This is a genomic window from Microbacterium bovistercoris (assembly GCF_003387575.1).
Taxonomy (GTDB): Bacteria; Actinomycetota; Actinomycetes; order Actinomycetales; family Microbacteriaceae; genus Microbacterium; species Microbacterium bovistercoris.
The window spans coordinates 70,046-82,158 of record NZ_QUAB01000044.1; the positions used below are offsets into that span (position 1 = coordinate 70,046).

Sequence of the window (12,113 nt, forward strand, 5' to 3'; positions counted from 1 at the left end):
CACCGACCCGTCAACCTCGATCGGCGCCGACCAGGCGGGCGAAGGCACTGAGCCGGGCGACGCCCTCGGGAGTCCAGGGCAGGTCGTCGAGCAGGGCCGGCGAATGCACCAGGTAGGCGACGCTCTTCGCACGCGAGATCGCGACGTTCAGCCGGTTCTGCAACAGCAGGAACTCGGGTCCACGCGGAGCATCCCGCCCACTCGAGGCGGCGAGGGAGGTGATCGAGACCACCGCCTCCTTCCCCTGGAAGTTGTCGACCGTTCCGACGGCCACCCGCTCGAACCCGGCGGCGACGAGCGACTCGTGGATGAGCTGCTTCTGCGCGTTGTACGGCGCGACGACGATGATGTCCTCCTGCTGGAGCGGCCGCGGCGCGGCATCCGCCATTCCGTCGGTGTATGTGCGGCCGAGCAGATCTCGCACGATGCGCACCACTTCGCGGGCCTCCTCGGACGACTGCGTGGCGTTGCCGCGATGCCTCACCGGCACGACGTGCAGGCCGGGCTCTACACCGTCGACCACACGGCCCTCGGTGCCGGGTGCCGAGGCGAGCTGACCGGCGTATGCCAGCCGGGAGACGGGCTCTGCGACAGCCGGATGCATCCGCCATGACGTCGCGAGGAAGTAGCCGTGCGCCGGGTCGATGACCTGCCTGCCCGCCATCACCCAGCCCAGTGCGGAGGTGTCGACCGGTTCGGGGTGGGTGCCCTGGCTGACCTGCGGCAGCTGCTGCGGGTCGCCGAGCAGCAGCAGACGCTGCGCGCCTGCTGCGACGGCGATGGTCGAGGCGAGCGAGAACTGGCCCGCCTCGTCGATGACGAGGAGGTCGAGAGCTCCCCGGTCGACGCGTCGGGTGTTGGCGAAGTCCCAGGCGGTGCCGCCGACGACGAAGCCCTCCGGGTGCTCGGCGATGAACGCCGCCATCCCGTCCTTGGGGATCACCGTGTACGAGGGATCCGATTCGCCGTCCTTCGGGCTCTTCGCCACCTGCTTCGCCGGGACTCCGTCGGCGACGACGCGCTCGAGCAGCGTCTCGACGATCGCGTGCGACTGCGCGACCACGCCGACCTTGAAGCCGTGATCGCGCACGAGGCGGGCGATGACCTGTGAACCGGTGAAGGTCTTGCCGGTACCGGGCGGGCCCTGCACGGCGATGTAGCTGCGGTCGAGGTCGAGGACGCCGCGGACGATCGCCTCGATCGTGCGGTCGTCGGCTTCGCCGGTCACCTCGGGCAGCGGGGCGCCGGAGCGCGTGCGCGGTACGGCCCTGCGCAGGATGTCGGTGGCCGCGTCGTGCGGGAACGCCGGGGCGGTCCGGTGCACCGACTCCGCCCACTCCTCGATCGCCCTCTGCTGGTTTCCGACGTTGGGGGGCGACGCCGGAGCGAGCGCGATCGGCAGCGCGGACCAGGTCTCGCCCTGCACGGCCCGCTCGCGGATCACGTAGCCGTCGTCGAGCACCTCCGCGACCTCGACCTCGTGCGGCACCTGGATCACGCGTGAAGGTGCTTCGAGGAAGAACGGCGCCGGCATCGGGTACAGCGCGAACGGCCGCCCGCCGACGCCGAGAGTGCTGCCCGGTGCGACCTCACCGCGCAGCTCGACGAGTCGGGTGAGTGAGCGCCCACTTTCGCCCATGCCCCAGTCCTCCCGCACCGTGCTCCGCGCAATGTCGATGCGCAGCACGTCGCGGGTGCTCTCCCACATGGACACCGGCTCGCGGAGGCGCTGGAAGTGCGACTGCCAGAAGCTCTTCGTCTCGCGCGGGTGGTAGTCGATGGCCGCGGCGGCGACCCGGTAGACCTCGGCGTCGGCCTCCTCCGCGGCATCCGCCGCGTCGCCCATCAGCGCGACCGAGAGCGGTGACGGCTCGTATGCGCGCGTCTCGGGCTCGTCGGGCGGCGCGGGCAGCACGCCTTCCTGCTTCGCGAGGCCGATCAGCCAGTCGCGCAGGCGGCGGGTCGACACGCAGTCGTAGCGGTTGTAGTCGGCCAGGTCGTCGAGGATGCCGCGCGCCTCGGCATCCTGCCCGGCGGCGAGCAGTTCGCGCGCCTGGACGTACTTGACGATCGAGTCGTCGCCCTTCTGCACGTCGCTGGTGCGCACCTCGGCGCCCATGTACAGCGGTTCGAGCTTCTTGATCGAGTAGGAGCGCGACCCGACGCGCACCGATCGCAGCACGAGCGGATAGAGGTCGACGAACACGCCCTCGCGCAGCAGCCGGTCGACGTCGGCCTCGCCGACGCCGTATCGGGCCGCCATCGCCGAGAGGTGCGAGGTCTCGTAGGGCGCGTAGTGGTAGATGTGCATGTCGGGGTGGGTCTGCCGGCGCAGCTTCACGAACTCGAGGAAGTCGAGCAGCGCCTGCTTCTCGTCGGCGAACGTGTGCGCCCACAGCGCGGAGTACTGCTCGGCGTTGTCGATCCAGCCGAACAGGTAGTCGATGCCCCAGTCGGGCTTCTCCCCCGCGTCGAGAACCGCCTCGGTGTACAGCGGGTCGCCCTCGAAGTCGAAGAAGATGTCGCCCCTGCTGGGGCGCGGCATGAGGCCGATCGCGTTCGAGGACACCAGCTCGAACGGTGGCGGACCGGTGGGGTCGTCCACGACGCCGAGCTGCAGGCGCGCCTGCGCGCGCAGCGACTGGAACGTGTCGGTGTTCATGCCGTCCGGGGCATCAGATGCGCCCGCGAGATCGTCGATCGTGCGGATGCCGGCGGCACGCAGCCGTTGGCGCTGCACGGGGCGCATCCGCGCGACCATCAGCAGGTCGCGATGTTCGAGCACCTGCTCTTCGCAGGTCGCGCAGCGTCCGCAGGCGGTGATCTGCAGGTCGCCGCGGTCGTCTCCCCAGGCGAGCGGTGCCCCGGCGGCGCCGTCGTCGATGCGCCGATCGGCGATGAGCGCGCGCAGCCGCGCGCGCCGCACATGGAACAGCGGCAGCAGGTCGTCGACGAGGTGGACGCTGGTCGTGCCGTCGCCGAGCAGGAGGTCGACCTCGTCGGCACGCGGGATGCCGAGGCGGTCGAGCTGATCGACGTATGCCGCGAGCTGCATGAGCGCGGTTACCCGTGCGGTGCGCGCGAGCTTGGTGTCCTGCACCCGCCAACGCCGGTCTGTGTCGCGACGCAGGAAGTCGGCGAAGCCGACGAACTCGTCCGTCGCGAACGCCGCCTGGAACACGACGGATGCGTCCGATCGCAGTGCCCGCTCGGTTTCGGCGACGACCGTGGCGAGCGCGTCGGCGTCGGTGGACGACACCTTCGGCAGCTCGACGACGCCTCGCCCGGCGTCCACAGAGGTACCGAGGTCGTCGATGTACCGTTCGAGCGTGCGGCGCTCGTGCACGTCTCCGAGCTGCGCGGCACGGGCCAGTGTCGCGTCTTCGAGCTCTTCGACAGCGGGAACCCGGCCGAGCTTGGCGTCGAGGGCGCGGGCCCAGGCGAACTCGCACTCGGCCGCCGCCTTCAGGTCGCTCGCGCTCCAGACGACCCTCGTCGCGACGTTCTGCTCCGACCTGATGACCCGCACGGATGCCCCTCTCTGCTGCCTGTTCCGAGGCTATCGGCAGGGTGGGACACTGCGACGAGCTCGGTGCACCGCATCCGGATCCGGGCTCAGCGCCACCAGGTGTCGTCGGGAGTCACCGGCAGGTGCCGCTTGTGCCGTGTCGCCAGGTACTTCCCCTCGATGCGGGTCGCGACGTCGTCCGAGACCGGGCGCTGCTCGAGGTAGTCGTCGATCTGCTCGTACGTCAGGCCGAGCTCGTCCTCATCGGCGCGGCCGGGCTGCCCGTCCAGCAGGTCCGCTGTGGGGACCTTCAGGTACAGCCGCTCAGGTGCGCCGAGCTCGCGCAGCAGTGCGCGGCCCTGTCTCTTGCTCAGGCCGGACAAGGGCAGCAGGTCGGCCGCTCCGTCGCCGAACTTCGTGTAGAAGCCGGTCACGGCCTCCGCGGCGTGATCGGTGCCGATCACCAGCATCCGGTCGTGCCCGGCGAGGGCGAACTGGGTCACCATGCGGATGCGGGCCTTGATGTTGCCCCGGTTGAAGTCGGTGATATCCGCGCCGAGCGCGTTCTCGATGTCCTTCTCGACGCCGTCGACGCCGTTCTGGATGTTCACCTCCACGACGCGGTCGGCCGCGATGAACTCGAGCGCCGCCACGGCGTCGTCGGCATCGTGCTGCACCCGATACGGCAGCCGCACGGCGAGGAACGACGCATCGCCGCCCTCGGCGCGTACCCGTTCGACGGCGAGCTGCGCGAGCCGGCCTGCCAGGGTCGAGTCCTGTCCACCCGAGATGCCGAGCACGAACCCCTTGGCCCCGGTGGCGGCCAGGTAGTCGGCGAGGAAGCCGATCCTCGCGTCGATCTCGGCGCGCGGGTCGATCTCGGTCTTGACTCCGAGCGCCTCGGCGATCTGCTGCTGCATGGTCACTGGCATCCTCCTTCGACGATGTACCCCAGTCTGTACCTGAGAGGATGGATGCGTGAAACTCCTCGTCGCCGCCCTCGCCTCAGAGCTGCAGGCATTCCCCGCCGAACTCCCCGGTTTCGACCGACTCGTCACCGGCCCGGGCAAGCTCAAGGCGGCCTACGGCCTGACCCGCGCGCTCGACGCCGCGAAGTACGACGAGATCGTCGTGGTCGGCACCGCCGGCGCCGTCGACGACGACCTGGACTCGGGCGTCTACGAGGTCAGCGCCGCGATCCAGCACGACGTGCAGGACCTGGACGGCGTCGTCGGGCAGCACGTCTCGCTGCCTTCGCACGTGGAGACCGGCCGCAACGGACACACGATCGCAACCGGTGACATCTTCGTCGACGACGCCGACGCCGTGGCCCGCATCCGCTCCCTCGGCGGGGTGCTCGTCGACATGGAGACGTTCTCGTTCATCTGGGTCGCGCAGCAGTTCGACGTGCCGATCCGCGTGCTGAGGGCGGTCTCCGACCGTGCACAGGACGGCGCGACGCAGCTCTGGGACGAGGTCGTGGCCTCGTGCAGCGCGCAGCTCTGGGCGCGCATGAAGGACGAGTACGCGCTCTAGACAGGCACGTCGATCACGCTCGGCCCGTCGGGCAGCGTCCGCACGGTGAGCTGAGCGGGTATCTGCTCCTGCATCGCCTCGACGTGACTGATCACGCCGACGGTCCGGCCGCCCTGACGCAACTCGTCGAGGGTGCGCATCGCGATCTCGAGGGAGTCGGCGTCGAGTGACCCGAACCCCTCGTCGATGAAAAGCGTGTCGAGGCGGATGCCGCCGGCCCTGGATGTGACGACCTCGGCGAGTCCGAGCGCGAGGGCGAGCGAAGACAGGAACGTCTCGCCACCCGACAGTGAGCGCGCAGGTCTGGTCTGTCCGGTGAAGGCGTCGAAGACGACGATGCCCAGACCGGATGCCGCGCCGCGAGCCGCCAGGGCGTCGGAATGCCGCAGGTGGTAGCGCCCGGCGGACATGTCGTGCAGTCGAAGGTTGGCGGCGTCGACGATCTCCTCGAGCTCGGCGGCGAGCACGAACGTCTCGAGGTTCATCTTGTGCGTGTTCGCGCCGCGTCCGGCGAGGGTGTCGGCGAGGCCGCGCAGCACGTCGTACTCGGCCTGCTGCTCGGCGCCCGCGGCGTGCTCGGATGCCGCCGTGTCGGCCAGCCCGCGCAGCTGCGTCACCGTACCCCGCGTGCGGTTGGCGGCGTCGACCGCGGTCAGCCAGGCGCCACGGGCGTCGGCGGCCGCCCGCTCGGCTGGGGCGAGGTCGATCTGCTCCTCCGGCAGCGTACGCAGCTCGAGGTCGAGCAGGATCGCACGCTCCTTGCCGAGCGCGACGGCGTGCGCGGTGATCCGGTCGTCGAGGGCGGTGAGCTCGGCGGGCGCGAGCAGGGCCGACTCGGCGGCGGTGTACTCGTCGAACGGCGAGTGCTGCAGGGCGGAGCTGCGATCCGCCAGCGCCTCGGATGCCGCGGTCGCGCGCGCCGCGCGCACGTCGATCGCCTCGGCGAGAGCACCCGCGTCGGAGGTCTGTTCGGTCACCAGCGCGATGCGCGCCGCCACCGACGCATGCTCCGACCTCGCCTCCGCGATGATCGCGTCCGCCTGGTACGCGGACTGCTCGGCGAGGGCCAGTTGCTCACGCGCCCCGGAGAGCCGCTGTTCGGCCTCGGCACGGCGCTGCTCGTTCTGATCTCGGCGGACTGTGACCGCCTGCAGCTCGGCATCGAGTCGCACGACCTGCTCGGCCGCCGCGCGGGCGGCTGCCAGCTCTTTCGTCGCGGTCTCGAGCTCGGCCGCGGCCTGCTCGGGCGTGCGGCCGTCGGCACGTTCGCGCACCGCGGCGAGAGCGGCCCGCACAGCCGATTCGTGCTCGGACGCCGTACGCTCCGCACCGGCCGCGGCGTCGCGCGATGCCTCGGCTTCGTCGATGTCGTCAGCCGAGACCGGGTCGGCGTGCTCAGCGGGGCGGGGATGCTCGGTCGCTCCGCAGACCGCACAGGCCTCGCCGGGGACCAGCGCCGTCGCCAGCTCGCCCGCGATGCCGTCCAGTCGTCGCCGCCGGAGCGCCGCGAGCGCGCTCTGCGCCTCGGCGTGCGCGGCGCTGGCCTTGACGACGGCGCGCTCGGCCTCGGCCTGCGCTGCGGTCTGTCGATCGACGTCGGCAGCCGCGGTCCGGCGCCGTTCGGCGTCGGCCTTCGCCCGGGTGAGATCGTCGACGCGATCCGCCTGCCGGCGGGCGGTGTCACGGCGTGCGGTGAGCTCCGCGAGCTGAGCGGGGAGCTCGTCCCGTTCCCGCTCCACAGCGGCCAGGGCCTCCGCGGCGTCGTCGACGGCCTGACGGGCGGATGCCACGGCGGCGGTGCGCTCGGCGGCCTGCCGCTCCAGCTCGGCGGCGTGCTTCCATGCTCCGATCTCGCCGGTGCGGGCTGCTGCCCAGGCGCGGAGTGCCGCGGCTTCGGGGTCGCGGTCGGCCTCGGCGAGTTCCGTCGCACCGCGCTCGCTCGACGCGCCTGGCGCCCGGCCGACCTCAGGCGCCCCGGTCCCGTCGGTCTCGCCGCGCTCACTCGACGCGCCCTGGGCGACGGCGCGCTTCATGAGCTCGTGGCCCTCGGGCGAAGGCGCGACGGCGATGCCGTGGGCCTCCCAGGTCGCACGGGCGCCGGCCTCGGCCTCCGCGGCGACCCCGTGCGCCTTCTCGGCGCGGGTCGCGGCCTGGATGACGCTGCGCAGGCCTTCGGCGGCCCGCGCCCGATCGCGATGCTCCTTCGCCTCGGCGATCTCCGCCGCCTGCGCCTCCAGGGCGTCGAGCGCTGCGCGTGCCCGATCGCGCTCCGTCTGCGCCTGGCGGAGCTCCTTGAGTTCGGCGAGACCGGCATCAGCCGCCACGAGGCGCCCCTCGGCCTGGTCGCGCTCGGCATCCATCCGCTCGGAGCGGTATTCCCCGCGGGCGAGCGCGCGACGCAGCGCCTCGATCCGCTCGTCGAAGCCCGCACCAGCCGCAGGTTGCTCGTCGTCCCCGCCGAGCTCTGCGTCGGCGACGAGGCCCTCGGCCTGCTCCAGGCGCGCGCCCACCGTCGCGCGACGCGCGACGAGAGCCTGCTCGGCGGCCCGGCGACGCTCATCGAACCGTGACTGATAGTCCTCGAAGCGCTCCGTCCCGAACAGCCGGCGCAGCAGCTTCTGCCGGTCGCGACTGTCGGAGAGCAGGAAGTCGGCGAACCGGTTCTGCGCGAGCAGGATCACCTGCAGGAACTGCTCCTGGGTGAGCTGCAGGATGTCGGAGAGTTCGTTCGCCACGTCGACCGCGCGCGCGGCGCGGCCCACCCACCCGGCATCCGTACGCTCCTCGAGCGCGACCGCGGCGGTCTGCTTGGTGAGCCCACCGCCGCGCTTCGCCGGGCGGAGATACTCGGGCGAGCGAGTGACCCGGAACCGGCCGGCGACCGTGCTGAACTCGACGACGACCTCGGTGGGCTCGTCGGGCTCGCTGTGGTCGCTGCGCAGCCGCTTCTCGCCGCCGTCGTACCGCGGCACGCCGCCGTACAGGCCGAAGCACACCGCGTCGAGGATCGACGACTTGCCGGCACCCGTGCGCCCGCCGATGAGGAAGATGCCGTCGTCTGCGAACGCGTCGAAGTCGACGACCTGTCGTGCCCGGAACGGGCCGAAACCCTCGACCTCCAGGCGATGCAGCCTCAAACGAGGGCCTCCGCGCGCACGCGGTCATCGAGCACCTCGCGGATCAGGTCCGCCTCGCGTTCGCTCGCTCCCTCACCGGCGCGGACGTGCTCGAGGAAGGCCTCGATGCGCTCGGTGTCGGTGACCGCCCCGTGCAGGCGCTGCGCATACGATCGCTCCTCGGCGGCCTCGGCACCGACCGGTGCGTGCTGCACCAGTGCGCAGAACGGGAATCGCTCGCGCAGCCGCCGCATCGGCTCGTGCTGCGGCACCGGATCGGTGTAGACCGCGCACACCCAGTCGTCGGCGTGCGCGGCGACGTTCTCGTCGGAGAGGATCTCGTCGAGCGGCCCGGTCAGCGTGACCAGCGCCCGCGGCACCGGCAGCGCCAGCCACTCGATGGACGCCAGCCCCTCAGCATCCAGCTCGATCAGCCAGGAGCCGCGCTCCTTGTGCTGCTCGCCGAAGCTGTAGTGCAGCGGCGCGCCCGAGTACCGCACCCGGTCGCTGAGCCGCTGACGCCCGTGGATATGACCGAGGGCTACGTAGTCGGGGCCGTCGAACACTGCCAGCGGAACGACGTCGAGGCCGCCCTGGCGCACCTCGCGCTCGAGCCCTGCGGTCGCGTCGACGCCGGCGGCGAAGCAGTGCGCGATCGCGACCGATCGACCGGGATTCTGCGCGATGCCCTCCCGCACGAGGTCCATCGCGTGCGCCATCGTCTGAGCCTGGGTCTTCAACGAAGCATCCGGCCAGTGCTGCCGCACGATCGCCGGCTCGAGGTACGGGATGCCGAAGAACCGCACCGGGCCGTGCTCGTCGGCGACCGTCACGGGTGACGCGATCGCTGTGGGGGCGGTCAGCACGTGGATGCCGTCGCGCAGCAGCCGGGAGTGGAATCCGAGCCGGGCCGCGGAGTCGTGGTTGCCGCTCGTGACGATGACGGTCGCACCTGTCTCGTGCAGCGCCACCAGCGCGTCATCCAGCAGTGTGTACGCGGGCGCCGCCGGTGTGGCCGAATCGAACACGTCGCCCGCGACGATCACGACGTCGACGTCGTTCTCGCGCACCTGGGCGACCAGCGCCTCGAGCACGGCACCGAGCGCGTCGAGCGTGGCATGTCCGTGGAAGGTGCGCCCGATGTGCCAGTCGGAGGTGTGCAGGATTCGCATACTCCCAAGGTACGGACGGCCTCCGACATCGCGCTCGAGGCGTGCCGCCCACGCCCGGAACGCCTAGCGCCGGCGCAACAGACCCTGCTTCTCGGGGTGCGCGTCGAACCAGTCCGCGACGTACCAGCAGACCGGATCGATCACGCGATCACCGCGGGACTCGATGTCCGCGACAGCACCCTCCGTCACAACGGCGGCATAGCCATGACCGCGGAACGTCGGGATCGTGTACGCCCTGGTCAGCGCCACGGTGCGACCGTCGTCGCGATAGTCCAGCACGCTCACGAGCGCGCCGTCATGCATCAGCGTGTAGCGCGAGACGTCCTTCTCATCCGTCAGCTGGAATCCCTGGGTCTGCGCGTCGATCGTCACGGTTCCACGCTACGTCGGAAATCAGGTGCCGGGGCCGTCAGCACGGCCCACGACGACCCTGCGCCTGAGTTTCAACGCTCGAGGGCCTCGATGTCACGTTTTGACACGGCGGGTCACTATCAGACATAATCCCCCCATGACCACCAACGCAAGCCCTTTGTCCGCCCAGGAGGCGAACAGGACTGCCGGGATGATGATGCCCGGTCGCGTTGGCATGTGTTGCCGAATGTGTTGCTAAGGCGCAACCACCCCCTTTCGCTCACCTCTTCCGCGATCTGCGGAGCGTGAGCCCGGGCACCCACCCGTGTGCCTGTCTTTCCGGCTCCGCCCGGTCTTTCTGCAACGCATCAGAGCCATCGGCTCGTATCCCCTCCGAGGATCCATCATCATGTCGAACACCGCCCTTCTTGAGCGTCCCGTCACCGCCCCCGTCCGCATCGTCTCCCCCGCGGATGCCGCTGCCGATCTGCCCTCCGTCCGTTCACCACGCGGCTTCGCCCTCTACGTCGGCCTCGACGAGATCAAGGCCGCTGAGGCAGGCGTGAGCCTTCCGGTGCTCGTCGACGCCCTGCGCCGCACGCTCGCCGAGCTCGCTCCCGGCGCAGAGACCCACGCCACCGTCGCCCTCGCCCCGCACGGTTCCGGCGGCCGCGACCTCGACGTGGTCCGCCTCGCGCTCCAGGAGCCCGGTGCGATCGCCCGCTCCAAGGCCGCGGTCGAGGAGGAGAAGGACGAGGAGCTCGGCGTCATCGTCGACATCTCGCGCAAGCGCGTGCTGATCGACGGCGAGTCCGCCGCGTTCACCTACAAGGAGTTCGAGCTGCTGCAGTACCTGGTGCTGCGCGAGGGCCGCACCATCGAGCGCTCCGAGCTGGTCGGCGCGCTCTGGCAGGCCAGCGACGAGGAGGCCGCCCCCGGCGAGCGCACCATCGACGTGCACGTGCGCCGGCTGCGCGCCAAGCTCGGCCGCTACGAGGACATCGTGCGCACGGTGCGCGGAGTCGGCTACCGGTTCGACCGCCACGCCGACGTCGTGATCCGCTACGGCCACGGCACCCCCTCGCCCGACCGCTTCTGAGCCGCGCTCGGAGCGCACTGCAGTTCTCTGCGCACCCGCGTCCTCGCGCTGCAGTTCCCTGCTCATGCGGCGCACATACGCGCAGCACGAGCAGAACAGTGCCGCGCGAACCGGATTGACGAGCGGACGCCGCCCCACCGGCATCCGACCACCGGAACCAACAGCCCATCCGCCACTCGAGCTGCAGTACTTCGCTCGCGCCGCAGTTCTCTGCGCACCCGGACGCTCACGCCGCAGTTGCCCGCTCACGCGGCGCAGATACGCGCAGCGCGGGCAGAACAGCGCCGCGCGAACGAACCGGATGCCGGACTCGCGGCCACCTCCCGGATGCCGGATGCCCGGCCCAGGGACTGTCAGGGACCGGACGTAGAGTGAGCGCATGACCCTGATGGCGGATGCCGATGCTGCACGCGACGCCGCACCGTCGCAGACCGTGTATTCGCCGGGGCATCCGCTCGACCTGATGCGCACGGTCGGCGTGCTGCGGCGGGGCGGAAAGGATCCGACGATCGCCGTCGACGGTCCCGTCATCTGGCTAACGCTGCGGACGGATTCCGGGCTCGCCACCCTCGCGCTGCGCGCGACGCATGGAGAGGTGCACGCCTCCGCCTGGGGGTCGGGTGCCGCGGAGGCTCTGGATGCTGTGCCCCGACTCTGCGGGGCGGATGACGACTCCACCGGATTCGACGCATCGCAGCATCCGCTCATCGAAGCGACCGCCAGACGTCATCCCGGGCTACGGCTCACGCGCACCGACCGCGTGTTCGAGGCGCTCGCGGGCTCGATCCTCGAGCAGAAGGTCACCGGACTGCAGGCCTACGGAGCCTGGCGGCTTCTCGTCTCCCGCTTCGGCGAGCGCGCCCCCGGACCCACGCCGCGACCGCTGTTCGTCCCGCCGACTGCGGCCGGATGGCGGCGCATTCCGTCCTGGGCCTGGCACCGCGCCGGTGTGCAGCCGCCGCTCTCGCGCACGCTGGTCCGCGCGGCGGAGCGCGGTGACAGCATCGAGCGCGCCGCGCTCCGGGCATCCGACGGTCCTGCCCGCGACCGGGTGCTGACCAGCCTGCCCGGCGTCGGCCCGTGGACCTCGGCCGAGACCCGCCAGCGGGCGCTCGGCGATCCGGATGCGGTGAGCGTCGGCGACTACCACCTCGCCCATCACGTCGGCTTCGCGCTCACCGGTTCGCGCACCGACGACGACGGGATGCTCGAACTGCTCGCCCCGTGGGCGGGCCAGCGACAGCGTGTCGTGCGGCTCATCCTCGCAAGCGGCGTCATCGAGGCCCGCCGCGGCCCTCGACTCGCTCCCGAGGACAACCGCAGGCGCTAGG

Annotated in this window: 8 protein-coding genes; 3 read left to right on the plus strand and 5 right to left on the minus strand. The window is 71.2% G+C overall.

The window, feature by feature from the left end; genetic code table 11:
* Nucleotides 1-10 precede the first annotated feature (10 nt).
* Both DY023_RS11920 and nadE read right to left on the minus strand, forming a co-directional pair.
* Nucleotides 11-3,529, minus strand: coding sequence for a TM0106 family RecB-like putative nuclease (locus tag DY023_RS11920; protein ID WP_116242558.1), 3,519 nt, complete (start codon nucleotides 3,527-3,529; stop codon nucleotides 11-13).
* 86 nt (nucleotides 3,530-3,615) lie between these two features.
* Nucleotides 3,616-4,428, minus strand: a complete 813-nt coding sequence (gene nadE, locus DY023_RS11925; RefSeq protein WP_425453463.1) for an ammonia-dependent NAD(+) synthetase — start codon at nucleotides 4,426-4,428, stop codon at nucleotides 3,616-3,618.
* Between the two features lie 58 nt (nucleotides 4,429-4,486).
* On the opposite strand from nadE, the gene DY023_RS11930 reads away from it, so the two are divergent.
* Entirely contained in the window at nucleotides 4,487-5,044 is a 558-nt protein-coding gene (locus DY023_RS11930) for a phosphorylase family protein (protein ID WP_116242560.1), read from the plus strand.
* Here DY023_RS11930 and DY023_RS11935 read toward each other — a convergent pair.
* The 3 genes from DY023_RS11935 to DY023_RS11945 all read right to left on the minus strand — a co-directional run bounded on the left by DY023_RS11935 (nucleotide 5,041) and on the right by DY023_RS11945 (nucleotide 9,635).
* Entirely contained in the window at nucleotides 5,041-8,181 is a 3,141-nt protein-coding gene (locus tag DY023_RS11935; protein ID WP_116242561.1) for an AAA family ATPase, read from the minus strand. The genes DY023_RS11930 and DY023_RS11935 overlap by 4 nt on opposite strands.
* The gene (locus tag DY023_RS11940; protein ID WP_116242562.1) at nucleotides 8,178-9,332 is read right to left on the minus strand and encodes an exonuclease SbcCD subunit D; all 1,155 of its coding nucleotides are present in this window, start codon (nucleotides 9,330-9,332) and stop codon (nucleotides 8,178-8,180) included. The genes DY023_RS11935 and DY023_RS11940 overlap by 4 nt, the downstream gene beginning before the upstream one ends.
* A 63-nt stretch (nucleotides 9,333-9,395) precedes the next feature.
* Nucleotides 9,396-9,635 (minus strand): GNAT family N-acetyltransferase, encoded by a 240-nt coding sequence (locus DY023_RS11945; RefSeq protein ID WP_116242646.1) that lies wholly within the window; start codon nucleotides 9,633-9,635, stop codon nucleotides 9,396-9,398.
* 457 nt (nucleotides 9,636-10,092) lie between these two features.
* Here DY023_RS11945 and DY023_RS11950 point away from each other — a divergent pair, with 457 nt between their 5' ends.
* Together DY023_RS11950 and DY023_RS11955 are read left to right on the plus strand one after the other, a co-directional pair.
* Nucleotides 10,093-10,782 (plus strand): winged helix-turn-helix domain-containing protein, encoded by a 690-nt coding sequence (locus tag DY023_RS11950; protein ID WP_116242563.1) that lies wholly within the window; start codon nucleotides 10,093-10,095, stop codon nucleotides 10,780-10,782.
* A 379-nt stretch (nucleotides 10,783-11,161) separates the two neighbouring features.
* Nucleotides 11,162-12,112, plus strand: a complete 951-nt coding sequence (locus DY023_RS11955; protein ID WP_116242564.1) for a DNA-3-methyladenine glycosylase family protein — start codon at nucleotides 11,162-11,164, stop codon at nucleotides 12,110-12,112.
* The last annotated feature ends 1 nt before the right edge of the window (nucleotide 12,113 follow it).

Bases quoted from the DNA above. Each gene is read 5' to 3' on its own strand.
- DY023_RS11945 (WP_116242646.1), bottom strand. From the start codon at position 9,635: ATGCATGACGGCGCGCTCGTGAGCGTGCTGGACTATCGCGACGACGGT.
- DY023_RS11950 (WP_116242563.1), top strand. From the start codon at position 10,093: ATGTCGAACACCGCCCTTCTTGAGCGTCCCGTCACCGCCCCCGTCCGC.
- nadE (WP_425453463.1), bottom strand. From the start codon at position 4,428: ATGCAGCAGCAGATCGCCGAGGCGCTCGGAGTCAAGACCGAGATCGAC.
- DY023_RS11955 (WP_116242564.1), top strand. From the start codon at position 11,162: ATGACCCTGATGGCGGATGCCGATGCTGCACGCGACGCCGCACCGTCG.
- DY023_RS11940 (WP_116242562.1), bottom strand. From the start codon at position 9,332: ATGCGAATCCTGCACACCTCCGACTGGCACATCGGGCGCACCTTCCAC.